At 66.0% G+C, this 26,339-nt stretch carries 22 protein-coding genes; 13 read left to right on the forward strand and 9 right to left on the reverse strand.

Annotated features, from left to right (window positions below):
* Nucleotides 1–9 precede the first annotated feature (9 nt).
* Entirely contained in the window at nt 10–1,200 is a 1,191-nt protein-coding gene (locus ACTIFF_RS07295; protein WP_439536239.1) for a GAF domain-containing protein, read from the reverse strand.
* Nucleotides 1,201–1,322: 122 nt separating this feature from the next.
* Here ACTIFF_RS07295 and exaC point away from each other — a divergent pair, with 122 nt between their 5' ends.
* Nucleotides 1,323–2,837: an acetaldehyde dehydrogenase ExaC gene (exaC, locus tag ACTIFF_RS07300; RefSeq protein ID WP_439536240.1), complete on the forward strand. Its 1,515-nt coding sequence runs from the start codon at nt 1,323–1,325 to the stop codon at nt 2,835–2,837.
* Nucleotides 2,838–3,021: 184 nt separating this feature from the next.
* Complete coding sequence (locus tag ACTIFF_RS07305; RefSeq protein ID WP_439536241.1) at nt 3,022–3,399, forward strand: DUF779 domain-containing protein; 378 nt, start codon at nt 3,022–3,024, stop codon at nt 3,397–3,399.
* Nucleotides 3,400–3,417: 18 nt separating this feature from the next.
* Here the strand turns inward: ACTIFF_RS07305 and ACTIFF_RS07310 are convergent, their stop codons facing one another.
* Both ACTIFF_RS07310 and ACTIFF_RS07315 read right to left on the reverse strand, forming a co-directional pair.
* A complete protein-coding gene (locus tag ACTIFF_RS07310; protein WP_439536242.1) occupies nt 3,418–4,644 on the reverse strand; it encodes a M20 aminoacylase family protein in 1,227 nt (408 codons plus the stop codon).
* Between the two features lie 24 nt (nt 4,645–4,668).
* A complete protein-coding gene (locus ACTIFF_RS07315; RefSeq protein ID WP_439536243.1) occupies nt 4,669–5,115 on the reverse strand; it encodes an MEKHLA domain-containing protein in 447 nt (148 codons plus the stop codon).
* A 24-nt stretch (nt 5,116–5,139) separates the two neighbouring features.
* Here ACTIFF_RS07315 and ACTIFF_RS07320 point away from each other — a divergent pair, with 24 nt between their 5' ends.
* Nucleotides 5,140–6,222, forward strand: coding sequence for a ligase-associated DNA damage response exonuclease (locus tag ACTIFF_RS07320; protein WP_439536244.1), 1,083 nt, complete (start codon nt 5,140–5,142; stop codon nt 6,220–6,222).
* Here the strand turns inward: ACTIFF_RS07320 and ACTIFF_RS07325 are convergent.
* On the reverse strand, nt 6,151–6,783 hold the full coding sequence (locus ACTIFF_RS07325; protein ID WP_439536245.1) for a PEP-CTERM sorting domain-containing protein: 633 nt from the start codon (nt 6,781–6,783) through the stop codon (nt 6,151–6,153). The genes ACTIFF_RS07320 and ACTIFF_RS07325 overlap by 72 nt on opposite strands.
* 297 nt (nt 6,784–7,080) lie before the next feature.
* Here ACTIFF_RS07325 and ACTIFF_RS07330 point away from each other — a divergent pair, with 297 nt between their 5' ends.
* The 4 genes from ACTIFF_RS07330 (at nt 7,081) to ACTIFF_RS07345 (ending at nt 11,339) form a co-directional block, all read left to right on the forward strand.
* Nucleotides 7,081–7,992 carry an SdiA-regulated domain-containing protein gene (locus ACTIFF_RS07330; RefSeq protein WP_439536246.1) on the forward strand — a complete coding sequence of 304 codons (912 nt, stop codon included), beginning with the start codon at nt 7,081–7,083 and terminating at the stop codon, nt 7,990–7,992.
* Between the two features lie 29 nt (nt 7,993–8,021).
* Complete coding sequence (locus ACTIFF_RS07335) at nt 8,022–8,669, forward strand: lamin tail domain-containing protein (RefSeq protein WP_439536247.1); 648 nt, start codon at nt 8,022–8,024, stop codon at nt 8,667–8,669.
* 117 nt (nt 8,670–8,786) lie between these two features.
* On the forward strand, nt 8,787–10,448 hold the full coding sequence (locus ACTIFF_RS07340; RefSeq protein WP_439536248.1) for an ATP-dependent DNA ligase: 1,662 nt from the start codon (nt 8,787–8,789) through the stop codon (nt 10,446–10,448).
* 42 nt (nt 10,449–10,490) lie between these two features.
* Nucleotides 10,491–11,339, forward strand: a complete 849-nt coding sequence (locus ACTIFF_RS07345; RefSeq protein WP_439536249.1) for a DUF429 domain-containing protein — start codon at nt 10,491–10,493, stop codon at nt 11,337–11,339.
* Between the two features lie 150 nt (nt 11,340–11,489).
* Here the strand turns inward: ACTIFF_RS07345 and ACTIFF_RS07350 are convergent, their stop codons facing one another.
* Entirely contained in the window at nt 11,490–12,359 is an 870-nt protein-coding gene (locus tag ACTIFF_RS07350) for a LysR family transcriptional regulator (RefSeq protein ID WP_439536250.1), read from the reverse strand.
* Nucleotides 12,360–12,468: 109 nt separating this feature from the next.
* Here ACTIFF_RS07350 and ACTIFF_RS07355 point away from each other — a divergent pair, with 109 nt between their 5' ends.
* The 3 genes from ACTIFF_RS07355 (at nt 12,469) to ACTIFF_RS07365 (ending at nt 14,878) form a co-directional block, all read left to right on the forward strand.
* A complete protein-coding gene (locus tag ACTIFF_RS07355) occupies nt 12,469–12,813 on the forward strand; it encodes an HPF/RaiA family ribosome-associated protein (RefSeq protein WP_439536251.1) in 345 nt (114 codons plus the stop codon).
* A gap of 19 nt (nt 12,814–12,832) precedes the next feature.
* Entirely contained in the window at nt 12,833–13,528 is a 696-nt protein-coding gene (locus ACTIFF_RS07360) for a Bax inhibitor-1/YccA family protein (protein ID WP_439536252.1), read from the forward strand.
* A 186-nt stretch (nt 13,529–13,714) separates the two neighbouring features.
* Nucleotides 13,715–14,878: a methyl-accepting chemotaxis protein gene (locus ACTIFF_RS07365; RefSeq protein ID WP_439536253.1), complete on the forward strand. Its 1,164-nt coding sequence runs from the start codon at nt 13,715–13,717 to the stop codon at nt 14,876–14,878.
* Nucleotides 14,879–14,945: 67 nt separating this feature from the next.
* Here ACTIFF_RS07365 and htpG read toward each other — a convergent pair whose 3' ends face one another.
* Nucleotides 14,946–16,883 carry a molecular chaperone HtpG gene (gene htpG / locus ACTIFF_RS07370; protein WP_439536254.1) on the reverse strand — a complete coding sequence of 646 codons (1,938 nt, stop codon included), beginning with the start codon at nt 16,881–16,883 and terminating at the stop codon, nt 14,946–14,948.
* A 70-nt stretch (nt 16,884–16,953) separates the two neighbouring features.
* On the opposite strand from htpG, the gene ACTIFF_RS07375 reads away from it, so the two are divergent.
* Together ACTIFF_RS07375 and ACTIFF_RS07380 are read left to right on the forward strand one after the other, a co-directional pair.
* Nucleotides 16,954–18,372 (forward strand): pseudouridine synthase, encoded by a 1,419-nt coding sequence (locus ACTIFF_RS07375; protein WP_439536255.1) that lies wholly within the window; start codon nt 16,954–16,956, stop codon nt 18,370–18,372.
* 89 nt (nt 18,373–18,461) lie between these two features.
* Nucleotides 18,462–19,076: a hypothetical protein gene (locus ACTIFF_RS07380; RefSeq protein ID WP_439536256.1), complete on the forward strand. Its 615-nt coding sequence runs from the start codon at nt 18,462–18,464 to the stop codon at nt 19,074–19,076.
* Between the two features lie 97 nt (nt 19,077–19,173).
* On the opposite strand, the gene ACTIFF_RS07385 is transcribed toward ACTIFF_RS07380, so the two are convergent.
* Nucleotides 19,174–20,835 (reverse strand): aminotransferase class III-fold pyridoxal phosphate-dependent enzyme, encoded by a 1,662-nt coding sequence (locus ACTIFF_RS07385; protein ID WP_439536257.1) that lies wholly within the window; start codon nt 20,833–20,835, stop codon nt 19,174–19,176.
* A 35-nt stretch (nt 20,836–20,870) separates the two neighbouring features.
* Here ACTIFF_RS07385 and asd point away from each other — a divergent pair, with 35 nt between their 5' ends.
* Nucleotides 20,871–21,740, forward strand: a complete 870-nt coding sequence (gene asd / locus ACTIFF_RS07390; protein ID WP_439536258.1) for an archaetidylserine decarboxylase — start codon at nt 20,871–20,873, stop codon at nt 21,738–21,740.
* A gap of 12 nt (nt 21,741–21,752) precedes the next feature.
* Here the strand turns inward: asd and parC are convergent, their stop codons facing one another.
* Together parC and ACTIFF_RS07400 are read right to left on the reverse strand one after the other, a co-directional pair.
* Complete coding sequence (gene parC / locus ACTIFF_RS07395; protein ID WP_439536259.1) at nt 21,753–24,002, reverse strand: DNA topoisomerase IV subunit A; 2,250 nt, start codon at nt 24,000–24,002, stop codon at nt 21,753–21,755.
* A 196-nt stretch (nt 24,003–24,198) separates the two neighbouring features.
* Entirely contained in the window at nt 24,199–26,160 is a 1,962-nt protein-coding gene (locus tag ACTIFF_RS07400) for a DNA topoisomerase IV subunit B (RefSeq protein ID WP_439536260.1), read from the reverse strand.
* Nucleotides 26,161–26,339 lie beyond the last annotated feature (179 nt).

A 26,339-nucleotide genomic window follows, 5' to 3' on the forward strand; every position in this document is an offset into this window, starting at 1 on the left:
CCCTGCCCGTCAGCGCTGGCTGTCGCGGGTCTGCAGCAGCCGCGCGCGCACCGGGTGGTCGCCCGGCAACAGTTCGACCAGCCGCTCCACCGCGTCGACCGCCTCGGGTGACTGACCGAGATGGGTCAACAGCAGGTCGGGGTCGTCGATGCGGAAGATGGCATCAGACAGTCGTGATTCGAGGCAGTCGCGCCAGGTGCGCAGCAGCGGGCTTTCGGTGCGCGGCAGAAAATCGCCGCGGTAACCGGCCAGCGCTGCTTCGACGCGACCCGCATTCAGCGCCTGTTCCAGATCCATGAAGTCGGCCTGCCAGTTCACCAGCAATCGATACGGGCGCGAGCCGATGGCGCCGCCGAGCCGTTCACGCAATTGCGACACTTCGGTCTTCAGCGTGGCCACGCCGACTGTGCGGTCGCCGTAGATGGCCGCGTGCAGCCGTTCCAGATCCATCCCTTCCGGATGCAGTGCCAGCAGGCAGAGTATTTCCATCTGTCGCGGCGACAGCGGCAGCACCTTGCCGTGTATCGAGGCCTGGGGTGTGCCGAGCATGCGCAGGCGCAGCACCGGCGCCTGGCTGACCCCCTGCAGGGCTTGCGAAACGCGCTCGGCGAAACGCTCGACCGCATGCAGCGCCAGTGGCGAATGGCGGTTCCAGGTGGTCGACAGATCGACCACGCCCATCACCTCGCCGCTGATCGTGTCGCGCACCGGGGCGGCGTAGCACACCCAGTCCTGCACCGCCGGAATGAAATGTTCAGCCGAAAAGACGCTGGCCGGGCGACGATGACGCAGCGCCAAGGCCAGCGCATTGGTGCCGACAGAACGTTCGTCCCAACGGCCGCCGGGCACGAAATGCACGCGCTCGGCGCGGGTGCGCATGCTGCGGCTGCAGCCGGTCCACAGCAGACGGCCATCGGCGTCGCTGACCGCTGCCACCATGCCGCTTTCGATCGCCACCGTTTCCAGCTCGTCGACGCAGGCGACCAGCGCCTGACCGTAGGCGGAACCGGTCCAGTCCGGTGCGGTGTCGTCGAGCGGTGCCGCCGAGCAGGTTTCGGACACGGCTTCGCGCGAGCGTTGCCACGAGCCGGCAATGTCCATGCCCACCACGACGATGTGTTCGCCGGTGCTGCGCTCACCGCGCCGCAGCGATTCGATGCGCCGCCGGCGATCCGCCAGACGGCCAGACGTATTGCTCACAAGTTCTCCTCCACCTACCGGATACCTACCCCGCACGAACTAGCGTGCGGGCCGACCCTGTGTTCTTGTGCCGCGCATTCGACGTCGGCCGCAGGGCAACCGATCATTCGAGGAGACAGATCATGCGCTACGCCGACCCCGGTCAACCCGGTTCGAAACTCACTTTCAAGGCCCGCTACGACAATTTCATCGGCGGCCAGTGGGTACCGCCGGTTGAAGGTCAGTACTTCGACAACACCACGCCGGTGACCGGCAAGGTGTTCTGTCAGGTCGCCCGCTCCCAGGCCGCTGATATCGAACTGGCGCTGGACGCCGCCCACAAGGCGCGCGAAGGCTGGGCGCGCACTGCGCCGGCGCAACGTGCCGCCCTGCTGTTCAAGATCGCAGACCGCCTCGAAGCCAACCTCGAGTTGCTGGCCGTCGCCGAAACCTGGGAAAACGGCAAACCTGTGCGAGAAACCCTGGCGGCCGACATCCCGCTCGCCATCGACCACTTCCGCTACTTCGCCAGCTGCATCCGGGCACAGGAAGGTGCGCTTTCGGAAATCGACGAAACCACCGTTGCCTATCATTTCCATGAACCGCTGGGCGTTGTCGGCCAGATCATTCCGTGGAACTTCCCCATCCTCATGGCGGCGTGGAAAATCGCGCCGGCACTGGCTGCGGGCAACTGCATCGTGATGAAGCCGGCGGAACAGACCCCGGTCAGCCTGCTCGTCCTGATCGAACTGATCCAGGACCTGCTGCCACCCGGCATCCTGAACATCGTCAACGGTTTCGGTATCGAAGCCGGCAAGCCGCTGGCCACCAACAAGCGCATCGCCAAGATCGCCTTCACCGGGGAAACTACGACCGGGCGACTGATCATGCAATATGCTTCCCAGAACATAATCCCCTCGACCGTGGAACTGGGTGGCAAGTCGCCGAACGTGTTCTTCGACGACGTGATGGACGCCGACGACGACTACTTTGACAAGTGCCTTGAAGGTTTCGCGATGTTCTCGCTGAACCAGGGTGAAGTGTGCACCTGCCCGAGCCGTGCGCTGGTCCAGGAAAACATTGCTGACAAGTTCATCGAGCGCGCCATTGCACGCGTGAACAAGGTGCGCGGCGGTCATCCGCTGGACACCGACACCATGATCGGCGCCCAGGCCAGTTCCGACCAGCACGAAAAGATCCTGTCCTACATCGACATCGGTCGCAAGGAAGGCGCGGAAGTGCTGACCGGCGGCAGCGTGCGCAAGGAAGAGGAAGCGGGCGGCTACTACATCCAGCCGACCGTGCTGAAGGGACACAACAAGATGCGCGTGTTCCAGGAAGAAATCTTCGGGCCGGTGCTGGCGCTGACCACCTTCAAGGACGAAGCCGACGCACTGGCCATCGCCAACGACACGCTGTACGGTCTGGGTGCCGGCCTGTGGTCGCGTTCGGTACATCGCACCTATCGCATGGGCCGCGCCATCCAGGCGGGCCGGGTGTGGACCAACTGCTATCACCTGTACCCGGCGCATGCCGCGTTCGGTGGCTACAAGCAGTCGGGCATCGGCCGCGAAAACCACAAGATGATGCTCGACCACTACCAGCAGACCAAGAACCTGCTGGTGAGCTACTCGACGAAGGCGCTCGGATTCTTCTGATTCCGCGCGGGGTGGCTCATTCCGGATCGCCGCGGTAAGGTGAGCCGGATCGATGAAGAGGCGGACGGTGCAGATCGTTCGCCTCTTCGTACATCCGGGACTGTATCATTCATACAAATCTATTTTTAAACATAAAGTTGTGTAGGATATCTCGATTCAACTTCATGTTTTGCGAGGGAACATCATGGTGACCCGCGTCTCTGCAACACCGCTGGCGCTGGACTGGATAGACCGGCTGGCGCGCAAACATGGCCCGTTGATGTTTCATCAGTCAGGCGGCTGCTGCGACGGCAGTGCGCCGATGTGCTACCCGCAGGGAGAGTTCACGCTCGGCAGTTCCGATGTGCAACTGGGCGAGATCGGCGGCATGCCGTTCTGGATGAGCGAATCGCAGTTCGAGTACTGGCAGCACACCCATCTGATCATCGACGCGGTGCCCGGACGGGGCGCCGGCTTTTCGATCGAATCACCGGAAGGCATCCGCTTCCTGACCCGCTCGCGGCTGTACGAACCGCACGAGGAAGCCGAACTGGTGTTGCTGGGTGCGCCCGCACATGGCTGACGCCGCGCCCGGAAGGCCTCAATCCGCCTGCAGGAAGCGCTCGACCAGCCGCGTCCAGTACGCCACACCGAGCGGAATGACCGCATCGTTGAAGTCGTAGCGCGGGTTGTGCAGCATGCAGCCGCCGCCTTCTTCATGGCCCGGGCGCGACCCGGCATCCGGCCCGCCGCCGTTGCCGAGCCAGATGTAGCAACCGGGCTTGCATTCGAGCATGTAGGCAAAATCCTCCGCGCCCATGCTGGGCGGGTAGTCGGTACGCACGCAGGCGTCGCCCAGCAGTTCACGCCCCACGGACGCACAGAATGCCGCCTCGGCCGAGGTGTTCACCGTCGGCGGATAGCCGCGCCGGTAGCTGACCGCAACCGCTACGCCGTGCGCCGCCGCCACACCTTCGGCAACACGCCGGATACCGGCTTCGAGCTGGTCGCGCACCTCGGGTGAAAACGCGCGCGCCGTGCCACGCAGCGTGGCCGACTGCGGAATGACGTTGTAGGCCTCGCCAGCATGGAACTGCGTGATGCTGACCACGCCGCAGTCGACCGGCGACACATTGCGCGACACGATGGACTGAAGCGCCTGCACGATGGCCGCCCCGGCCAGTACCGGATCGGCGCCCAGATGCGGCATCGCGGCGTGCGCGCCACGACCTTCGATGACGATTTCGATCTCGTCGCTGCTGGCCATGGCCGGCCCGTCATGCACCGCCATTTCGCCGACCGGAAGGCCGGGCCAGTTGTGCAGGCCGAACACCGACTGCATCGGAAAACGCTCGAACAGGCCGTCGGCGATCATCGCCGCCGCACCGCCCCTGCCCTCCTCGGCCGGCTGGAAGATGAAATTCACGGTGCCGTCGAAACAGCGGGTCGCCGCCAGATATTCGGCCGCCGCCAGCAGCATCGCGGTATGGCCGTCGTGACCGCAGCCGTGCATGCGTCCGGTATGGGTCGAACGATGGGCGAAGGTGTTCTGTTCGGTCATCGGCAGCGCATCCATGTCGGCGCGCAGGCCGATGGTCGCCTTGCCGTTGCCGGCGCGCAGCACGCCGACCACTCCGGTGCGACCGATGCCCTCATGCACCTCGATGCCGGACGCGCGCAGCGTACGCGCCACGACGGCGGCGGTGCGCGTTTCCTCGTAAGCCAGTTCCGGGTGGGCATGCAGGTCGCGCCGGATCGACGTCCAGCGCGCATGACGCTCGCCGAGTGCCTCGACCAGCGGATGCGGACTGCTGTCGGCGCGGCTCACTGCAATGTCCTCACTGCAATGTCCTCACTGCAATTCCTCGACTTCGGAAAACATCGCCGCCTGTCCGCAGAACTGGCCGTCGGCATCGAGCACCTTCCACACCGTGGCGTGGCTGATGCGGAACAGCGTACCGTCGCGGCGCACCCGCACGCCGCAGTAGTCGCTGATGTAGCCCTGCTGGGTCACCATTTCGAGCAGGCGGGCCCGCTCGTCGCGTTCCGGCTCGCGCGCCGACAGGCGCGATGGCAGCGTGACGAATTCGTCCCACGGGTAGCCGAACAGCCGCTGTGCGAACAGGTTGGCGTAATTGAATACCGGATCCGGCTGGGTGCCGTGAGATACCAGGGCGAAGTGCGCGTTGTACAGCGTGAGCGAATCCGACGGCAGCCGCTGGCCGGTCAGGCGCTCGAAGCTCTCGGCCAGCAGCCGGCTGTGTTCGCGCAGGAACTTGTGATCGGGCATCACGCTCATGAAGCGAACGATACCATCGCCACCATGCGTCACGATCTCATCACCCTGCGCCCGGAAGGGCTTTATTGCCCGGCCGGCGATTTCTACATCGACCCGTGGCGACCGGTCGATCGCGCCGTCATCACCCATGCCCACGCCGACCATGCGCGCACCGGTCACCGCCGCTATCTCGCCAGTGCCGAAGGCGAGCGGGTGCTGCGCGCACGGCTGGGCGACATCGCATTGCAGACACTGAGGTACGGCGAGCGCATATATATTGGGGATGCGGCGGTGTCGCTGCATCCGGCCGGCCATGTGCTCGGTTCGGCGCAGGTCAGGGTCGAAGTCGCGGGCGAGGTGTGGGTCGCCTCGGGTGACTACAAGCTTGAGCCGGATGCGACCTGCACGGCGTTCGATCCGGTGCGAGCGCATGCCTTCATCAGTGAATCCACCTTCGGTCTGCCGATCTACCGCTGGCCGGCTCAGGACGTACTGCTGGCCGAACTGAACGAATGGTGGCGCGGCAACGCCGACGCCGGACGCGCCAGCGTGGTGTTCGCCTACGCCTTCGGCAAGTCGCAGCGCATCCTCGCCGGCCTCGATCCGGCGATCGGCCCGATCGTGTGCCACGGCGCGGTCGAGGCGCTGAACCGCGCCTACCGCGACAGCGGCGTCGCCCTGCCCGCCACCGCCATGGTGTCGGACGGACTGGACGCTGTGGCGCTGCGCCGTGCGCTGGTGCTTGCACCGCCCTCGGCGCAGTCCACCCCGTGGATGAAGCGCTTCGGCGACTACGCCGACTGTTTCGCGTCAGGCTGGATGCAGGTGCGCGGCGCGCGCCGGCGGCGCGGCGTCGATCGCGGCCTCGTGATGTCGGACCACGCCGACTGGCCCGGGCTGCTGAGCGCCATCGGCGCCACCGGCGCCTCGCGCGTCATCGTCACCCATGGCCATGTCCAGCCGCTGGTGCGCTGGCTGACCGAACACGGCATCGAAGCCGGCGCCTTCGCGACCGCCTTCGGCCAGGATGCAGATGACGACGCGGCCGCGCCGGAATCAGCTGCGACGGCTGCCTCGCAACGCGAGGCCGAGGGCGGCCAGACCGGCGACGAACATGCCGCCGGCTGACGGTTCGGGTACTGCGGTGATCTGCGTGACGAAATAGGCCGATCCGGGACGACCGGCCGACCAGTCCGCGTAGTAGGCCCAGATCGCTTCGGCCTCGGCGTCTATCGATGGGCGCTGCCCCCAGATCTGCAAGCCGGGCGCGTTCGCGCCGAGCGACACGGGCTGCGCGGTGGCGCTGGCAAAGCCGGTTTCGCCGACCGTCCAGTCCAGCGTGTTCGTCAGCAGCGAGGTGGTGCCGTTGGCGAACGTGAAGCCATCGCCGGTGATGTCGAAATGGCCGACGAACATCGCCGGCCCGCTGACGTTGTAGGCCTCGACCAGCAGATAGACGCTCTGCCCCGGCGCCAGCGCAAAACCGGAAAACGATTCGGTCGGCCCCCACGATGAAGACTTGGTTGTGACCAGTTCGTCGATCGTGGCTGTCAGATCGGCGGACAGATAGATCTTCAGGCTGTCGTCGGCGGTGTAGCTGCCGGCCAGCGTGGCCGCCTGGGCCTGCATGACGCCGGCAGCGACGAGTGCGACAGGGAGTGCGCGAAGGCGCGAAACGTATCGGATCACGGAAATTATCCTTTCTCGATGGTGATGAACCTGTTCGATCATCGTTGAAGCAAATAGTGAGCCGAAGCAGCAAGTTGATGATTAAAGGACGTATTGCCGAGGCGCAGGAACGGCGCGTGCGCGCGCTGTAAGGACGGCCGACATCGGATCAATGGTTGACGCGGCAAGTCGGCAGTCCGGCTGAGCCCTTCATGGCGGCCGCCCGCGTCAGGTAGTCCGAAAGAACCATCGGTCGTCATCAGCCGGAAATGCATGTGCGGCACCGTCCGCGTTCTTTCACGCGCTCCGGGTCTTTCCATGTTCCGCTCCTGTCTTGCGGCCGCCATCGCCCTGATTTCAACGGGCTCGGCGTCAGCCGCCATCACTCAACTTGACCTGGCCGACTACCGCCTGGTCGCCACCCATGACCTGCCGTCGGTTCAGGCGTCCGAAGCGTCAGCCGTCACGTGGAACTGGGACACCGATACGCTGTTCGTGCTCGGCGACGAAGGCGACTATGTCGTCGAGGTGAACAAGCTGGGTCAGCAGATCAGTTCGATGAACCTGTTCGGCTTCGACGACACCGAGGGGCTGAGCTATGTCGGCAACGGGCAGTTCGTTCTCGTCGAGGAACGGCTTCAGGACGTCTATCGCTTCAGCTACACGGCGGGTGGTGCGATCGGTCGCAACGCGACGCCTGCGGTGTCGGTCGGTCCGACGGTCGGCAATGTGGGGCTGGAAGGCCTGTCATACGACCCGCTGAGCGGCCGCTTCATCATCGTGAAGGAAAAGACGCCGCAGGCGGTGTATGACGCGGCGCTTGACTTCACCACCGGCGTGGCCTCCGTGACCGAACTGGTGCCGCCGGCGAACCAGTTCGCACGCCTGTTCGACACGCTGGACCTGTCCGACGTGCAGACGCTGACCACCGTCGCGTCGCTGCGCGGCACCGCAGACCAGGACAACCTGCTTATCTACAGCCAGGAAACGCCGCGCCTGATGGAAGTCACGCGCAGCGGCGAGGTGCTGAGCCAGTTCGACTTTTCCGCCATCGCCGATGACGCCGAAGGCGTCACCATCGACGGCAACGGCGTCATCTACATCGTCGGCGAAACCCCGCGCCTTTATGTACTGGCGCCGATCGCCGCCGTGCCCGAACCCGAAGGCTGGGCGCTGCTGCTGGCCGGTCTCGGCCTCATCGGCACCGCCGCCCGCCGCCGTCTGTCCTGATCCATTCAATCCAGCAAGGAGGTCACACCATGAACAAGCTTCTCGCAGCACTGCTCGTCGCAGGTTTCGCTTCGCAGGCCCAGGCCGATGTCCGCATCACCGAATGGATGTACTCAGGCGGCAGCGGTGAATTCATCGAATTCACCAACCTGGGTACCTCGGCGGTCGATTTCACGGGCTGGAGCTATGACGACGACAGCCGGACACCCGGTGTATTCAGCCTCAGCGCCTTCGGTCTGGTTGGCGCAGGCGAATCGGTCATCATCACCGAAACCGAAGCAGCGACCTTCCGTCTCGACTGGCGCCTTGCCGACAGCGTCAAGGTGCTGGGCGGCTACACCAACAACATCGGTCGCGCCGACGAACTGAACCTGTTCGACGGCGCAGGTTCGCTGGTCGATCGTCTGACCTATGGCGACAATGCCGCAGCAGGCGGCCCGCGTACCCAGGAGGTCAGCGGCCGCGCCACCTCGGCCGCCGCACTGGGCGCCAACAATGCGACGCTGTGGGTGCTGTCGTCGATCGGCGATGTCGAAGGCTCCTACCGCTCGCAAAGCGAGGCCATCGGCAGCCCGGGCCTGACCTCGTTCGCCGCACCGGTGCCGGAAGCCGATACCTGGGCGATGCTGCTGGCCGGTCTGGGCCTGCTTGGCTTCATGGCCCGCCGTCGCGCCTGATCGTCGCGTACGCAGCCAGACGCCGGCCGCTGGCCGGCGTTTTTCGTCGACTGACCGACTCGCGAACCGCTGCACCGGCACGCCATCAAAGCGGCGTCTCCCGGTTACGATGACCCGATGCAGCGTTTCGCCGCCCTTTACCTGTCGCTCGACAGCAGCACCTCGACCCGCCATCGCGTGCAGGCGATGCAGGACTATTTCGCGCAGGTGCCGGCGGAAGACGCCGCGTGGGCGGTGTACTTCCTGGCCGGCGGCAAGCCGCGCCAGGCGGTGGGCACGCGCGTGCTGCGCGAAACCGGCGCGCGGGCCGCCGGCATGCCGGACTGGCTGTTCGACGAATGCTACGAGGCGGTCGGCGATCTGGCGGAAACGCTGGCGCTCATCCTGCCGCCACCGCGAGCCGTCACCGACCTTCCGCTGCACCACTGGGTCGGCGTGCTGGGTGCGTTGCGCGCCTCACCCCCCGACGAAAAGCCCGACTCGTTGATTGACGCCTGGCAGGTGCTGGGCAGCGGCGAGCGCTTCCTGTTCAACAAGCTGATTACCGGCGCGCTGCGAGTCGGCGTGTCGCGCCTGCTGGTCACGCGGGCGCTGGCGGCGTTTGCGCAGGTGCCGGCCGAACTCGTTGCGCAGCGCCTCATCGGCTATCTGGCGGCCGACCCGGCGCGCAGCGGCATGGGTGCGGCGCGCTTCGCCGCGCTGGTGGCGCCGGCGGGCGACGACGAAACCGGCATGCAGCCCTACCCCTTCTTCCTTGCCCATCCGCTGCACACCGGTCCCGCCGAGTCGCTCGGAGAGGCCGCCGACTGGCTCGCCGAGTGGAAATGGGACGGCATCCGCGCCCAGCTGGTGCGCCGTGATGGCCAGGTCGCGCTGTGGTCGCGCGGGGAAGAACTGATCAGCGAGCGCTTTCCGGAACTGATGGAAGCGGCTGCCGCCTTGCCGGACGGCTGCGTGCTCGACGGCGAAGTGCTCGCCTGGCGTGGCGACGCACCGCTGCCGTTCGCGCAGCTGCAGACCCGCATCACCCGCAAGCGGCTCACGCGCCGCCTGCTCGACGACGTGCCGACCGTGTTCATGGCGTACGACCTGATCGAACACGTCGGCGCGGACCTGCGTGCCCAGCCGCAATCGGCACGGCGCGCGCGACTGGACGTGCTTCTGGCCGGGCTGGCAACGCCGGTGCTGCGCCTGTCGCCGGTGCTGCGCGGTGACTGGCCCGCGCTGGCCGCCGAGCGGGATCGTGCCCGCGAGCACGGTGTCGAGGGCCTGATGCTCAAGCGCGCCGACGCGCCCTACGGCATCGGCCGCACCAAGCTCGATGCGCGCGGCCAATGGTGGAAATGGAAGCTCGACCCGTACAGCATCGACGCGGTGCTGATCTACGCCCAGCGCGGCCACGGCCGGCGCGCCGGGCTGTACAGCGACTACACCTTCGCGGTCTGGTCGGTCGCGGCCGACGGCACGCGCACACTGGTGCCGTTCGCCAAGGCCTATTCCGGTCTGTCGGACACCGAAATGCGAGAGATCGACGCCTTCATCCGCAGCCACACGATCGAACGCTTCGGCCCGGTCTGTTCAGTCACGCCCGAACTGGTGTTCGAACTGGGTTTCGAAGGTATACAGCCATCGCCCCGCCACAAGTCGGGCATCGCGGTGCGCTTCCCGCGCATGCTGCGCCGGCGGCTGGACAAGCGAGCGGCCGAGGCGGATACGATCGACGCGCTGCGCGCGCTGATCGGGTCACCCACCGCTGCGCAGATCGTCAAGCCAGGCTGACACCGGGTTGGCTGAGCCGGCGTCATGGGCTACCTTTGCGCCATGAGCACCCTGTACGGCATTGATTTCACCTCTTCCCCGTCGTCGCGCAAACCGGTCACCGTGGCCTGCGGTCACGTAGCAGACGATGGCGTCCTGATCCTCGAATCGATCGAACGACTGCCCGCATGGAGCGCCTTCGAGGCCTTCCTGATGCGGCCCGGTCCGTGGCTGGGGGCGTTCGATTTTCCGTTCGGCCTGCCGCGCGAATCGGTGCTGGAACACGGCTGGCCGACCGACTGGGCCGGCATGGTACGTGCGGTTTCCCTGCTTTCCCGGAATGAATTCAAGGCCTTGGCCGATGCGGAACGGGCGCCGCGGGCGGTCGGGCAGAAATACACCCATCGCGCGACGGACCGGCCGGCGGGCTCGCACAGCCCGATGAAATTCGTCAATCCGCCGGTCGGCTGGATGTTTCAGGAAGGTGCGCGCCGTCTGCTCGAGGCCGGCGTGCACCTGCCCGGCATGCATGGCGGCGATGGCGCGCGCGTGGCGCTGGAGGCCTACCCGGGCTGGCTGGCGCGCAGCATCGTGCCGGCCTCGTACAAGAGCGAATCGGCCATTGGTCAGACGCAGGCGAGGCTGGCCAACCGCATGCTCATCATCGAGGCGTTGCAGCGCGGCGCGCACCCGCTGGGCATCGTCCTGCGCTGCGACGACACTGCGCTGCTCGATGCGATGGCCACCGATGGCACCGGCGACCTGCTCGACTGCGTGCTGTGCCTGGTCGAAGCGGCCTGGGCCTGGACACGGCGCGATGCCGGCTACGGGTTGCCGTTGCAGATCGATCCGGTGGAGGGGTGGATTGTCGGCGTCCAGCCGGCCAGTGCCCCGGACGGACGGCAGCACTGAGCAGGAGCACGGCGGGGTTTGTGGGAGCGGCGTCCTCGCCGCGATGCGCACTCGGCACAGCGATGGTCGCGGCACTGATCGCGGCGAGGACGCCGCTCCCACAGCCCGAGCGCCCGCAACCCAGCATGGTCGCCGTCGCCTGGGGGAGCGCTACTGACCGAGCACCTTCTGTACCAGTGGATGCTGCACGCGGCGCTCGGCGGAAATCGCATAGAAGTGCTCGACCACTTCGTCGCAGCGACCGAGCAGCTGCAGGCCGCGCTGGCCGGTGAGTTCGTCGTGCGACCACTCGGTCGCCGGAAATGCACCCAGACCGCTTTCGCCGAAGGTGGCCAGCAACGCGCTGTCCTCGAATTCGCCCGCCACACGCGGGCGCAGCGACTTGCGATCGAACCAGTCGTCGATGCGGGCGCGCACCGCGGCGTGGCGGCTCGGCAGCAGCAGCGGCATCTGGTCCAGACAGGCCGGAAACGCCGCATCGGACAAGGCGCGCAGCGCGGGTGAGGCGTACCACATCAGCGCAGCTTCACCGAGCGCGTGGCTATACACCTTCAGATTCGGATTGACCGGCGCCGGTCGGTCGGCCAGCACCACGTCCAGCCGGTGCAGCGCGAGATCGGCCAGCAGGTCGTCGAATTCCCCCTCGCTGCACAGCAGATGCAGACCTTCAGTGTCGGTTGCAGGCAGCAGAAGGTGGCGCGCCACCGGCTTGGGCAGGCCGTCGGAAATGCCGACCGACAGACGCACGCCTTGTGACGACGCGGCCTCGCGCACGGCCAGCGGCAGCTGTTCGCCCAGCTGGAAGATCTGTTCAGCGTAGCGCAGTGCCGCGACGCCCGCTGCGGTCAACTCGACGCTGCGGCCCGATGGTTTGAACAACGCATGGCCGAGCGCCGCTTCCAGCGTGTGGATCTGCGTGCTGACGGTCTGCACCGCCATGTCGAGTCGCTCGGCCGCGCGCGCAATGCCGCCTTCCTTCGTCGCGACCCAGAAGTAATACAGGTGACGGTAATTGAGCACAAATCCACCTGGATTCTAAAAAGACGAAGTTAAGGTACTACAAAGGTACATTCAAAAGAAGTTACTCGGCGCGTAAGGTAAGCGCTCGTTCATCCACAGGAGGACTGTCATGCAAGTCATCGTCGAATCACGAAGTGCCGAAGCAAGTGCCCTGCGCAGCGTGGCCGAAAACCGGCTGCGCGTGGTGCTGCGGCGTCTCGCCTGGCGGATCCCGAAGGCGCGGGTCAGCCTGTCCGACCTGAATGGGCCGAAAGGCGGTGAAGACAAGCACGTACAGGTCGAACTGAGGCTGACCGGCGCCCGTCCGGTCGTCGTGTCCGCCACCGGACGCAACTGGCGCAAGGCGATCGACACCGCGCTTGCCCGGGCGAGCCAGCGTGTGGTTCGCACCATGAGGCGTGCCCGTCAGGCCACCACGATGGCGGCGCCCGAACCCGAATTTGAAGTGGTCTGAATTTACAGGAGATATGTATATGGAACTGCGATCGAAACGCGGCGCCGACATCACGACGCTGCCCTATGAAGAAGTCGGCGCGACGCTGGCCGACGCGCCGCGCAAGGTGCTGCGCAATACCTACATGCTGCTCGGTCTCAATCTGGCTTTCAGCGCACTGATCGCCGGTACGGCTGCGGCGATGGCGTGGCCTTCGCCGGGCATCCTGCTGACGCTGGCCGGCTATTTCGGCCTGCTGTTTGCGGTCAGCCGTTTCCGCGACAGCGGCGTCGGCGTGCTGCTCACGTTCGCTCTGACCGGTTTCATGGGCTACACCATCGGCCCGCTGCTGTCGTCGGTCGTCGCGCTGCCGGGCGGCGGCCAGATCGTGACGATGGCGCTCGGCGCCACGGCTGGCGTGTTCCTGGCGATGTCGACGTGGGCCAGTGTCACGAAGCGCGACCTCAGCGGCATGGGCGGCTTTCTGTTCATCGGCATGGTGGTGGCGATACTGGCGGGTCTGGGTGCGATCTTCTTCCAGATGCCGGCGCTGTCGCTGACCGTGTCTGCTGCAGTGGTACTGCTGATGGCCGGCATGATCGCCTACGAAACCCAGCGCATCGTGCGCGGCGGCGAGACGAACTACGTGATGGCGACGACCGGGCTGTTCGTGTCCATTTTCAACCTCTTCACCTCCCTGCTGCAGCTGTTCGGCTTCATGAGCAGCAGCGACTGAGCATTTCGAAAGGACATTCCCCTTGTCCGCGCGCGGCGTGTCCGCCCGCGGATTTTTTTCGTCTGTACCGGGCTGCGATGGCCATTTCGCAGGGCCGACCTCAAGCTGACCTGCCGATCATCCGTAATCAGAAATTCGGGACAGATGCGCGGGCGTCGTTCGCCATGTCGTCGTGCAGGGGGAGACATGCTAAAAAGTCTGAGCGTGAAAAAGGCGTTCACGCTGTTCGGCGCCTCGTCGGCGCTGATCTGCTGCGTCGCATTCAACATGGTTTCGGGGGGTGGCAACTGGCCGGTGCAGATCGGCGTGTCGCTGCTGTTGCTGACGGGCGGCGCATTGACTGGTCACTTCATTGGCCGGTTCTATGGTGCGCGGGCGGAAATCATCGTCGGTGGCCTGCATGCGCTGGCCAAGGGGCGGCTCGACCACCGGATCAGTCTCGACGGCAAGGACGACTTCGCCTGGCTGGGTTACGAATACAACGCGGCGCGCAAGGCCGTCAAACAGCTGGTCGAGCGTCTGCAGGCGTTGTCGACCACGCTGACCGGCTCCGCAGTGGAACTGTCGCAGGCGTCGGGCGAAGCCCGTGAAACGGTCACCCGTCAGCTCGATTCGATCCGTGCGGTGGGCAGCGCAATCGAACAGATGAGCGGCAAGATCCAGGATGTGGAGTCGCTGTCGCGTGAAGCCAGTGACCTGTCGCAAGCCGCGGGCGCGGCGTCGCAGGTCGGCAAGCGGACGCTCGAAGGTGCGCTGGACAGTGTGCATGCGGCATCCGGCAAGATGGCCGACTCGCTCGCCGTGATCGAACGGCTGGTGGATGATTCGCGCGCCATCAACCGCATCAACGAGCTGATCAAGGAACTGTCGGACCAGACCAACCTGCTGGCACTCAATGCGGCCATCGAGGCTGCACGCGCCGGCGAACAGGGACGCGGCTTCGCGGTCGTGGCCGACGAAGTCCGCAAGCTGGCGCAGCGCAGCCAGGCGTCGTCGAACGACATCAGCGAACTGGTGGTGCGCATCCGCGACGATGCCGAAGAAACCATCACCCTGGTGCGCGGTTCGAACGACGAAGTGACGGTGGCGACGCAGAACACCGCCGCCGCGGTCAGCGAGTTCGACGGCATCCTGCAGCGGCTCCAGGCGCTGTCAGGCAAGTCGGCGACCATCAGCGACAGCCTCGGCGCACAGAACGCATCGGTCGGCGACATCGTGCGCAATACCGAGCTGCTGTTCTCGCTGTCCGAACAGAACGCGAAAGTCGCTGAGGAAACCGCCCGCCAGGGCAACGAGCTGGCCGGTTCCGCGCAGAACCTGCAGGAGGCGGTGCAGGTGTTCCGCATCTGAATCCCGTGGTCGCGCAAATGAAAAGGGCGCTTCATTCCGAAGCGCCCTTTTCCATTCCGCAGCGTGCCTATGCGGACGGCCGTTCGCCGCTCATCGCCAGCATCAGCTGGTTCATGCGGCGCACGAACGTGGCCGGATCTTCCAGTGCGCCGCCTTCGGCCAGCAGGGCCTGATCGAACAGCACCGCCGCCCAGTCGTCGAAATGCGCATCCTCGTTGCGCAACCGCTGCACCACCGGGTGCTGCGGGTTGATCTCGAGCGTCGGCTTCGACGCCGGCGCGTCGCGGCCGGCCGACTTCAGGATGCGCGCCAGATTGCCGCCGATCTCGAATTCGTCCGACACCAGGCAGGCCGGCGAATCGGTCAGGCGGTGCGTGATGCGCACCTCCTTCACCTGCTCGGCCAGCGTCGCCTGCAGGCGCTCGACCAGCGGCTTGAATTCGCCCTCGTCGCGTTCGCGCGCCTGCTTCTCGGCTTCATCTTCCATCGCGCCCAGATCGAGCCCGCCCTTGGCGACTGACACCATCGGACGACCTTCGAACTCGGTCATGTTGCCGACCACCCACTCGTCGATGTGCTCGTGCATCAGCAGCACTTCGATGCCCTTCTTGCGGAACACTTCCAGGTGCGGGCTGTTCTTTGCCGCCTTGAACGACTCGGCCGTGACGTAATAGATCTTGCTCTGGCCGTCCTTCATGCGCGACAGGTAGTCGGCCAGTGACACCGACTGCTCGTCGGTATCGAGATGCGTGGACGCGAAGCGCAGCAGCTTGGCGACGCGCTCGCGGTTGGCCGTGTCTTCGCCCACGCCTTCCTTGAACACATTGCCGAAGGCCTTCCAGAAGGTGGTGAATTTCTCCTTTTGCGTCGGGTCTTCGTTGTCGGCCAGGTCTTCCAGCACCGACAGGATCTTCTTCGTGCAGCCGGAGCGGATGGTGTCGATGTCGCGCCCCTCCTGCAGGATTTCGCGCGACACGTTCAGCGGCAGGTCGGCCGAATCGACCACGCCGCGCACGAAGCGCAGATAGCCCGGCAACAGCTTGTCGGCGTCGTCCATGATGAACACGCGGCGTACGTAGAGCTTCAGACCGTGCTTGGTCTTGCGGTCCCACATGTCGAAGGGCGCGCGTGCCGGGATGTACAGCAACTGGGTGTATTCGTGCCGCCCTTCGACCCGTGCGTGCGACCAGGCCAGCGGCGCCTGGAAGTCGTGGCTGACGTGCTTGTAGAACTCTTCGTACTGTTCGTCGGTGATGTCAGACTTCGAGCGGGTCCACAGCGCATTGGCCTGATTGACCGTTTCGTCCTCGTCGGTCGTGATCTGCTCGCCCTCTTTCCACTCTTCCTTCTTCATCACGACCGGCTGCAGGATGTGATCGGAGTACTCGCGGATGATGTGGCGCAGCTTGAACCCGGACAGCAGTTCGTCCTGGTCTTCGCGCAGGTGCAGCACGATTTCGGTGCCACGTGGCTCGAGGTCGATCTGTTCGACGGTGTACTCGCCTGCTGCATCACCGGTCATCGAGCATGACCAGCGCACACCTTCCGCGGTCGGCAACCCGGCTCTGCGCGTGGTGACGGTGACCGTGTCGGCGACGATGAAGGCGGAGTAGAAGCCGACGCCGAACTGACCGATCAGGTTGGCGTCCTTCTTCTGGTCGCCGGTCAGGCTGGAAAAGAATTCCTTGGTGCCGCTGCGGGCGATCGTGCCGAGATGGGAAATCGCCTCGTCGCGCGACATGCCGATGCCGTTGTCGGTGATCGTGATGGTGCGCGCGACCTTGTCGAAGGCGACGCGGATTTTCAGGTCGGAATCGGTTTCGAGCAGGGCCGGATCCGCAATCGCTTCGAAACGCAGCTTGTCGCAGGCGTCCGACGCATTGCTGACCAGTTCGCGCAGGAAAATGTCGCGGTTGCTGTACAGCGAATGGATCATCAGATGAAGCAGCTGCTTCACCTCGGCCTGGAAATTCATGGTCTGGGCGGCGGTGGCGGTTTCCGACATGGCAACTCCGTATGATGAAATGACAACCGCGGAAGATTGAGACTTCCCCCCGACATTTCAAGTCCCCGCTATGCTGTGCGGTCTACAGATTGTTGACTTCACGATGACCACTCGTCCGAAACTCGGTTTGCCGAGCAAATCCGACAGCCCGACTGCCTCGGACCGCGATCCGGCCCGCAAGCCGGTGCGCAACAGCACCGCCAAGTCCCGGACATTGAGCCGCAATACCACCCAGGTCGCGCCCCCCGCCAAGACGCCGCGCGGCCGTGACGGCGCGCCGCGCCGTGACATGGGTGATCGGCCACCCCGCAAGGATTTCTCCGATCGTCCGCCGCGCACCGAACGTGGCGAGCGCCCGGCCCGTGCGCCCGGCGCCGACGACGCGCCGAAGCGCCCATGGACGCCGCGCCCCGAGCGCGACAGCCGTCCGCCGCGTGCCGAGGGTGGCGAACGCGCGCCGCGCGGCAATTTCGCCGATCGCCCGCCACGAAGTGATCGCGGCGAGCGGCCTGCCCGCACGTCCGGTGCCGACGACGCGCCGAAGCGCCCGTGGACACCGCGTCCCGAGCGCGACAGCCGTCCGCCGCGTGCCGAGGGCAGCGAGCGCCCGCGCAGTGCGAAGCCCGCGGCCGCGCCGCTGCGCCCGGCCAAGCCGTGGGAAGAGCGCGACATGGACAAGAAAGGTCGCGTGAAGGCCGTGCCGGCCGAAGACGGCGACGACCATCCGAAGGACGGCATCCGCGTGTCGCGCTGGCTGGCCGACCGGGGCGCCGCGTCGCGTCGGGAAGCGGATGACTGGATCGTGCGTGGCTGGGTGACGGTCGATGGCGAAGTCGCCGTGCTCGGCCAGCGCGTGCTGTCGCACCAGAAGGTCGAGGTGAACAAGGAAGCGCGCGCCGACCAGGCGCTGCGCGTCACCGTGCTGATGCACAAGCCGGTCGGCTTCGTCAGCGGCCAGGCTGAAGACGGCCACGAGCCCGCCAGTGTGCTGTTCGTGCCGGAAAACCAGTGGATGGGCGACAAGTCGGGGCAGACCTTCAATCGCAACCATCTGCGCGGTCTGGCGCCGGCCGGCCGGCTGGACATCGATTCGCACGGCCTTCTGGTGCTGACGCAGGACGGTCGCGTTGCCCGTGTGCTGATCGGCGAGGATTCGACGATCGAAAAGGAATACCTGGTGCGCGTGCGGGCGACGAAGTCGTTCGGCAACGGCCCTCTGTCTGAAGTCTTTCCGGCCGAATCGCTGGCGCTGCTGAATCACGGTCTCGAACTGGACGACCAGCCGCTCAAACCGGCCAAGGTGAGCTGGCAGAACGAGGAGCAGATGCGTTTCGTGCTGCGTGAGGGCAAGAAAAGACAGATCCGTCGCATGTGCGACGCAGTCGGTCTCGAAGTGGTCGCACTCAAGCGCGTGCGCATCGGTCGCATCCCGCTCGCCGACCTGCCGGTCGGCAAGTGGCGCTACCTGCGACCGGACGAAGCTTTCTGAACGTCGGCAGCCTGTCACCGAGATGTAGACGAACTGCATTCTTCATGTAACGCCTCATTCGTAGCCTTCGCACACTACGGAGGCGTTACATGAACGAATTTCTGAAGGCCCTGCATGTCCAGCGCTGGGATGACCACCGCTACTACCACCACAGCCGCATCAACCAGAGCCTGCATCTGATCAGTGCGCTGAGCTTTCTTGCGGCCTATGCAATGCTGTTCGTCGATCCGGCCGCCGCGGCGCTGCTCAGCTGGGGTGTCGCCATGGTGTCGCGTCAGTCCGGTCACTTCTTCTTCGAACCCAAGGGCTACGACCACATCAATCAGGCGACCCACGAGTTCAAGGAAGACATCAAGGTCGGCTACAACCTGCGACGCAAGATCGTGCTGATGGGGGTCTGGGCGCTGTCACCGCTGGTGCTGTACGTCGATCCGGCGCTGTACGGCCTGCTCGAGCCGCATGCCGACACGCGCGGTTTCGTTCACAACGTGTCGCTGATCTGGCTGGCGGTGGGCGTCGGCGGCCTGCTGTTCCGCACCGTGCATCTGTTCTTCATCCGCGACGTGCAGACCGGTCTGGTGTGGATGACCAAGATCCTCACCGACCCCTTCCATGACGTGAAGCTGTACTACCGTGCCCCGCTGCATCTGCTGCGCGGCGAGCTGATCGACCCTCGCCACGCACAGCACTCGGCGCAAGCCTGAAGCATGGCTTTCGCGGCGGGGGCGGAACGGGGATTTCGGCGGGCACTGCTCGCCTGAACCGCGCTCCGCCCCCGCCACTGCGTGTTCATCCATGCGTTCAACCGCGCCGCGCAAACCGCTCCGCCAGCATTTCCCGCAGGATGCGCCGCTTGACCTGCTTGTTGCTCGCCCCTTCAGGCACCCACCACCAGCCATCGGCCTGCATGCGCCGCGCGGCGGCGACGAAACGTTCGCAAACAGCATCGAATTCCGCGTCGCCGTAATTCAGGCTGAAGATGAGCCGGCCGGTGCCGACCCAGCTCAGCGCCAGGCCTTCGGCGCGCAGGTAGTACTGCAGCATCCAGTTGTAGCGCGACGGCATGCAGTAGGTCACAGTCCAGATCGACGACAGGTTCGCCACCCGAACCGGCAGATCCGCTTCGCCCAGCAGCCCATTCAGCTTTTCTGCCCGTGCGTTCCAGCGCTCATCGAGGCCGTCGTACAGCGCCGCGATCTCCGGCGTGTCGAGCGCCCGCAGGAATTCGTTCATCGCGGCCATCACGTGCGGATGCGAATTGAAGGTGCCGCGCGCGAAACAGATGTCGGCCGGCCGGTCGTCGCGGTAGCGGCGCATCAGCGCCGCCTTGCCGCACACCACGCCGACCGGGTAACCACCGCCCAGCGTCTTGCCGTAGGTGACCATGTCGGCGCGCACGCCGAAATAGTCCTGTGCGCCACCGGGCGCCAGCCGGAAGCCGACGAACACCTCGTCGAAGATCAGCACGATGCCGCGCGCCGTGCACACTTCGCGCAGCTGGCGCAGCCAGTCGGCATAGGCCGCGCGATCGAAATGGGCGCGCCGACCGCCGTCGACCAGCGACGAGTCGCCGGGTGCACCGGCATTCGGGTGCAGGGCCTGCAGCGGGTTCACCAGCACACAGGCTATGTCGCGCCGGGTGCGCAGCACGTGCAGCGTATCGGCATGCATGTCCTTCAGCGTGTAGGTGTGTTCGGCCGCGACCGGATTGCCGACGCCCGGCTGCACATCGCCCCACCAGCCGTGATACGCGCCGCAGAAGCGCACCAGGTGGCTGCGCCGCGTGTGATAGCGCGCGAGGCGCACCGCCTGCATGACCGCCTCGGTGCCGGACATGTGGAACGACACTTCATCGAGTCCGGAAATCGCGCACAGCCGTTTCACGTTGTCGGCCAGCAGCGGGTGAAAACTGCCGAGCACCGGTCCGAGGGCTTCGACCTGTGCGTTGCCGCGCGCCATGCAGCCCTTGTAGAAGTCGTAGCCGAACACATTGACGCCGTACGAGCCGGTCAGGTCGTAGGCGACGTTGCCGTCGAGGTCGGTCACGGTCACGCCGGACGACGACGCGACGAAGCTGCCGGCCTTCAGGTGCTCGCGCACATGACGGCTGAACGGAAACGGCACGCGATAGGCGCTGGTGAATTGCAGGTCGGACAGCATGGGCTGCACGTCTGCCGTCAGCGCGCGCGTCTTCGGGTAGCGCTCGCGGTACAGCGCGGCAAGACGTTCGAACGCGAGGCGGCGCAGTTCGACCACGGCGGGCGGCGCTTCATCGGCCGCGAACACGTCAGCCGCATCGAATTCGTAGAAAGGCAGCAGCCTGGCCACCCGACGCGACATTTTGGCGTGGCCGGCGAGCGAGCGGTGCTTGGCGCGCGACAGTTCGAGCCGGCGCTTGACGCGCGGCAGCAGCGCCAGCAGCGCAGCGGCGCCGGCGATATAGAAAGGGAGGGCTTCGGTCATGCGTCACCGAGATATCAGCGCGAGGTTACGGCACCATGAATGACGCCGATCTGCCGGCCCGGCGCCGGCTGCGTGACGCACTGAACTTCGCGCTGACCAACCGCGTGCCGCGTGCCGCCCTGACCCGCTTCGCCGGCTGGTTCAGCCGGATCGAACAGCCCCTGGTGCGCGACGCGTCGATCGCGCTGTGGCGGATGTTCGGTGACGTCGATCTGTCGGAGGCGAAGAAGACCCGCTTTGCCAGCTTGCACGACTGCTTCGTGCGCGAGCTGCGCGACGGCGCTCGACCGGTCGATGCCGATCCGCTCACGCTGGTCAGTCCATGCGACGGCATTGTCGTGGCCTGCGGTCGCATCGAAGGCGACATGCTGCTGCAGGCCAAGGGCCTGCACTACACGCTGGAGGAACTGCTGGGCTACGCCGCGCTGGCCGCACGGTTTCACGACGGCTGCTACGCCACCGTGCGCATCACGGCGTCGATGTATCACCGCTTCCACGCGCCACTCGATTGCCGGGTGTCGCACGTCACCTACTTTCCGGGCGACACCTGGAACGTCAATCCGCCGGCGCTCGCACGGGTGGACAAGCTGTACTGTCGCAACGAGCGTGCGGCGATCACCACCGCGCTGGCCGATGGCACGCCTGTCCTGCTGGTGCCGGTTGCGGCCATTCTGGTGGCCAGCCTGCGACTGCACTGCCTCGATCTGCTGCTGCACGCCGGCTATCGCGGCCCGCACCGGCTGGACTGCGACGCCACGCTGCGCAAGGGTGACGAAATGGGCTGGTTTCAGCACGGTTCGACCATCATCGTGCTGGCGCCGTCGTCGATGGTGCTGCATCCGCTGACGGTCATCGGCCGGCGCATCCGGGCCGGCGAGGCGCTGATGCGCCTGCCGGGCCGCTGATCGGATCGGTGATCAGCCCAGCTTCTTCCCCTTGGTGGCGCGCACGCCGCGCCACGCCATCAGCGCAGCTTCGTCCAGTGTCAGCGCCTTCGGGCGCCCGCGCGAACCGGGTACGTTCAGCACGAGCCGGCCGCGGAACAGATCCAGCATGGCCAGCGATTCGCCATCGGGCAGCGTCATGATCTTCACGCCCTTGCCGCCGGACAGCGTCTTCATTTCGTCGAGCGGGAACACCAGCAGGCGATCGCCCGACATCGCCACGACCCAGGCGTCGTCCGGTTGCAGCCGCAGCGGCGGCAGTGCCAGCGTGCCGTCGGTATTCAGGAAGGCCTTGCCGGCGCGGTTGCGGCTCACCATGTCTTCGATGGTGCAGACGAAGCCGTAGCCGCCGTCCGATGCGACGAGGTAGCGGCTGCCGGGCTCGCCGGTCAGCACCGCGACCAGTTTCTTGCCGGCCAGATCGGCCAGCGACGACACCGGCACGCCATCGCCCTTGCCGCTGGGCAGGTCGGTCGGCTTGATCGTGTAGCTGCGGCCGTCGGCGTCGAGCAGGATGACCGGCCACACGGTGCGGCACTTCAGCACCGCCAGCGGACCGTCACCGGCCTTCCAGGTGAGTGCCGCCTCATCGACGTCGTGACCGGAACGCAGGCGGCCGAAACCACCGCGCGACACGATGACGGTGACCGCCTCGTCGATCTGCGGCACTTCGCGCGCGCGCGTCGCCTGCACGTCGGCATTCACCCGGGTGCGCCGCTCGTCGCCGAAGCGTTCGACATCGGCTTTCACCTCGTCGCGCACGAAGCGGCGCAGTGCGGTGTCGCTGCCCAGAATGCCCAGCAGGCCGGTGCGCTCGGCATCGAGCGCGTCGCGCTCCGCCTGCAGCTTGATCGCTTCGAGCTTCGCCAGCTGGCGCAGGCGGATTTCCAGCACGTCCTCGGCCTGTCGCTCGGTGATGCCGAAACCGGCCATCAGGTCGGCCTTCGGATCGTCGGCGGCACGGATGATGGCGATCGCGCGGTCGATGTCGAGCAGGATGGCCAGGCGACCATCGAGAATGTGCATGCGCTCGTCGATGTCGGCGATGCGCTGGGTCAGCCGGCGCGACACCGCGGCGAGCCGGTAGTCGCACCACTGGCGCAGCACCGCCGGCAGGCCGATCTGGCCCGGCCGGCGGCGCGTGTCGAGCAGCGTGAGGTTCAGGCTGGTGTTGCATTCGAGGTCGGTATAGGCGAACAGGAAGGCCAGCAGGTCTTCCTGGCTCACTGCGCGCGACTTCGGTTCGATCACGAGCCGTACCGGATGACGCGCGTCGGATTCGTCGCGCACCGAGTCGATCAGCGAGGTGGCCAGTGTTTTCGTGCGCGCCTGGTCATCGCTGATCTTCTTCTTGTCGCCCTTGGGCCTGGGGTTCGCCAGATCGTCAATGCGGGTCAGGATGGCGCCGGTGCTGACACCGGGCGGCAGTGCGGTGACGACGATCTGCCACTGGCCGCGCGCCAGCGCCTCGACTTCATAATTGGCGCGCATGCGGAACGAGCCGCGCCCTTCCTTGTAGGCGGCGACGATGCTTTCGCGCGACGAAATGAGCGTCGCGCCATTCGGGAAGTCCGGCCCCTGGAAGCAGTCGATGAGGTCGTCGTCCGGCATGCGCGGATCGACCAGCAGCCGGCAGGTCGCCTCGCCGATTTCGCGCAGGTTGTGCGGCGGAATCTCGCACGCCATGCCGACCGCAATGCCGGACGCCCCATTGGCCAGCACCACCGGCAGGCGCGCCGGCAGCAGCGCCGGTTCCTGCTGCGTGCCGTCGTAATTCGGCTGGAAGTCGATGACGCCCGCGTTCAGTTCCGACAGCAGCACGTGGCGCGCAAAGGCGGTCAGCCGGCACTCGGTGTAACGCATCGCGGCGGCGTTGTCGCCGTCCATCGAACCGAAGTTGCCCTGCCCGTCGATCAGCGGATAGCGCAGCGTGAACGGCTGCGCCAGACGCACCATGGCCTCGTACACCGACGAATCGCCGTGCGGGTGGTACTTGCCGATCACGTCGCCCACCACGCGCGCCGACTTCTTGTGCGCCGCATCGGGCCGCGCGAAGCCATCCATCGCGAACAGGATGCGCCGCTGCACCGGCTTCATGCCGTCTTCCAGCCCAGGCAGCGCGCGCGAGGTGACGACCGACATGGCATAGGTCAGATAGGCCTGCGACGCATGCGTGTCGATCGGAACGTCATCGATGTCGGGTTCGAACAGGGTGTCGCTCAATTCAGGAACTCCATTGATTCATTACGCATTCCGCAGGTCGGGGCGAGCACACCAATGCCCGACACGCATCCCGTAAGTTGGGGTGAGCGCAGCGATGCCCAACATGCCAGCGTGGCAGTCGAGCCGGTAAAGATGAGTCGGCGTTGGCGGATGTCTTTGGGCATCGCTGCGCTCACCCCAACCTACAGGGTTCCGATTACGCATCGGGCACCACGCTGTCGCCTTCCTGTTCCATCCAGCGGCGGCGACGCTCGGCTTCCTTCTTGCCCATCAGCATGGTGAAGGTGTTCATCACCACATCGGCATCGGCGCCCGGCGTGATGCGAATCAGCCGTCGCGTTTCCGGGTTCATTGCGGTTTCCTTCAATTCGTCCGGATTCATCTCACCCAGACCCTTGAAGCGGCTGACGGTCAGCGCGCTTTCGGCGATGCCGTCGTTGATCAGGCCCTCGAGCATGCTGTCGCGTTCGGCTTCGTCGAGCGCATACAGCCGGCGCGCCGGGCGTGCCCTGGTCGGGGCGATCTTGATGCAGTACAGCGGCGGCTGGCCGATGAACACATGGCCGCGCGCAATGAGGCGCGGGAAATGGCGCAGGAACAGCGTGAGCTGCAGCGTCTGGATGTGCGCGCCATCGACGTCGGCGTCCGACAGGATGATCACCTTGTGGTAACGCAGGCCGTCGAGCACGGTATCGGGTGCGTGCGGCTTGTGCGGGTCGATGCCCAGCGCCACCGCGATGTCGTGCACTTCGTTGTTGGCGAAGATTTCCGACGCGTCGATTTCGAAGGTATTCAGCACCTTGCCGCGCAGCGGCAGCACCGCCTGGAAGGTGCGGTCGCGCGCCTGCTTGGCGCTGCCGCCGGCCGAATCGCCTTCGACCAGGAAGATTTCGTTCTGCTCCGGCACCGTGCCGGTGGCGTCGGTCAGCTTGCCGGGCAGCAGGGTGACGCCGGAGCCGGCGCGCTTTTCCACCACCTTGCCGGCGCGCGCGCGCGACTGCGCGCTGCGGATGGCCAGCCCGGCAATGCGCTGCGCTTCGGCCGCGTGGTCATTGAGCCAGCGGTCGAGCGCATCCTTGATCGATTCATACACCAGCTTCACCGCCTCGCGGTTGTTCAGCTTGTCCTTGGTCTGGCCCTGGAAGCGGGGTTCCAGCACGCGCGCGCTCAGCACATAGCTGGCGTGATGCGACACGTCTTCGGACTGCAGTGCCAGCTTGGCCGGCATCAGACCATGGTGCGTCGCGTAGTCCTTCACCGATTCGAACAAGGCCTGGCGCATGCCGGATTCGTGCATGCCGCCGCCCGGGGTCGGAATCAGATTGACGAAGGATTCGCGCACCGAGGCGCCTTCGACGAAGCCGATCGCCCACTCGGCGCCCTCGCCCGCGTCGTAACCGGGCAGTGCGCTGCGCGCACCGGCGAACACGGCCTGACGCGGTGCGCCGGGTGCCGTGTCGCCGATGGCCTCGAACAGCTGTTCGCGCAGATAGTCTTCCAGCCCGTTCGCGTAGTGCCACTCGCGCGTGTCGCCGCTTTCCTCGTCCTGGAACACGATGCGCACGCCGGGCAGCATGGCGCTGCGGGCGCGCAGCAGATGTTCGACATCGGCGCGCTTGATCTTCGCCGTGCCGAAATAACGCGGGTCTGGCCAGGCGCGCACCCGCGTGCCGTTGTGCGTTTTCGGGCAGCTGCCGACTTCGGTCAGCCCCTGCGACACACCGTGGTCGAAGGCAATCGCGTACTCGCGGCCGGCGCGCTTCACGGTCGCTTCGAGCCGCTTCGACAGCGCATTGGTGACCGTGACGCCGACGCCATGCAGGCCGCCCGCGATGCGGTAGGCCTTGCCTTCGAACTTGCCGCCCGAGTGCGGGATGGTGAAGATGACCTCAATCGCCGGCACGCCCTTGGTCGGATGGATATCGACCGGAATGCCGCGCCCGTTGTCCTCCACCGTCACCGAGCCGTCCGCGTGCATGATCACGCCCAGCCGGTCGGCAAAACCGCCCTGCGCCTCGTCGCAGGCGTTGTCGATCATTTCCTGCACGATGTGGTTCGGACTTTCGGTCCGCGTGTACATGTCCGGCCGCTTCTGGATCGGCGCGATGCCTTCGAGCACCTGGATTTCGGCGGCGTTGTAACTGCTGGGTTTGTTCATGTCGCAGCGGGCTGAGGTCGGTGGAACAGAGGCAATCGGTACAGCGCGCGCCGACGGGGCCGCGCGAAAAGTGCGCTAGTTTGCATGCAATGGCGCCCCGCCGTCGATACCGACGTTGCGTGGCAGCCGATTGTCCGGCAAGGCGCGGCTTCGCGGATCGCTCGTGTAGACTGCGTCCC

The sequence above is a fragment of the Methyloversatilis sp. genome (genome assembly GCF_051861465.1).
In the GTDB taxonomy this organism is placed as follows: Bacteria; Pseudomonadota; Gammaproteobacteria; order Burkholderiales; family Rhodocyclaceae; genus Methyloversatilis.

Excerpts from the sequence above, each read along its gene's own strand:
- exaC (WP_439536240.1), top strand. The coding sequence starts at position 1,323 with ATGCGCTACGCCGACCCCGGTCAACCCGGTTCGAAACTCACTTTCAAG.
- ACTIFF_RS07305 (WP_439536241.1), top strand. The coding sequence starts at position 3,022 with ATGGTGACCCGCGTCTCTGCAACACCGCTGGCGCTGGACTGGATAGAC.
- ACTIFF_RS07315 (WP_439536243.1), bottom strand. The coding sequence starts at position 5,115 with ATGAGCGTGATGCCCGATCACAAGTTCCTGCGCGAACACAGCCGGCTG.
- ACTIFF_RS07320 (WP_439536244.1), top strand. The coding sequence starts at position 5,140 with ATGCGTCACGATCTCATCACCCTGCGCCCGGAAGGGCTTTATTGCCCG.
- ACTIFF_RS07330 (WP_439536246.1), top strand. The coding sequence starts at position 7,081 with ATGTTCCGCTCCTGTCTTGCGGCCGCCATCGCCCTGATTTCAACGGGC.
- ACTIFF_RS07335 (WP_439536247.1), top strand. The coding sequence starts at position 8,022 with ATGAACAAGCTTCTCGCAGCACTGCTCGTCGCAGGTTTCGCTTCGCAG.
- ACTIFF_RS07340 (WP_439536248.1), top strand. The coding sequence starts at position 8,787 with ATGCAGCGTTTCGCCGCCCTTTACCTGTCGCTCGACAGCAGCACCTCG.
- ACTIFF_RS07345 (WP_439536249.1), top strand. The coding sequence starts at position 10,491 with ATGAGCACCCTGTACGGCATTGATTTCACCTCTTCCCCGTCGTCGCGC.
- ACTIFF_RS07355 (WP_439536251.1), top strand. The coding sequence starts at position 12,469 with ATGCAAGTCATCGTCGAATCACGAAGTGCCGAAGCAAGTGCCCTGCGC.
- ACTIFF_RS07360 (WP_439536252.1), top strand. The coding sequence starts at position 12,833 with ATGGAACTGCGATCGAAACGCGGCGCCGACATCACGACGCTGCCCTAT.
- ACTIFF_RS07365 (WP_439536253.1), top strand. The coding sequence starts at position 13,715 with ATGCTAAAAAGTCTGAGCGTGAAAAAGGCGTTCACGCTGTTCGGCGCC.
- htpG (WP_439536254.1), bottom strand. The coding sequence starts at position 16,883 with ATGTCGGAAACCGCCACCGCCGCCCAGACCATGAATTTCCAGGCCGAG.
- ACTIFF_RS07375 (WP_439536255.1), top strand. The coding sequence starts at position 16,954 with ATGCTGTGCGGTCTACAGATTGTTGACTTCACGATGACCACTCGTCCG.
- ACTIFF_RS07380 (WP_439536256.1), top strand. The coding sequence starts at position 18,462 with ATGAACGAATTTCTGAAGGCCCTGCATGTCCAGCGCTGGGATGACCAC.
- ACTIFF_RS07385 (WP_439536257.1), bottom strand. The coding sequence starts at position 20,835 with ATGACCGAAGCCCTCCCTTTCTATATCGCCGGCGCCGCTGCGCTGCTG.
- asd (WP_439536258.1), top strand. The coding sequence starts at position 20,871 with ATGAATGACGCCGATCTGCCGGCCCGGCGCCGGCTGCGTGACGCACTG.
- ACTIFF_RS07400 (WP_439536260.1), bottom strand. The coding sequence starts at position 26,160 with ATGAACAAACCCAGCAGTTACAACGCCGCCGAAATCCAGGTGCTCGAA.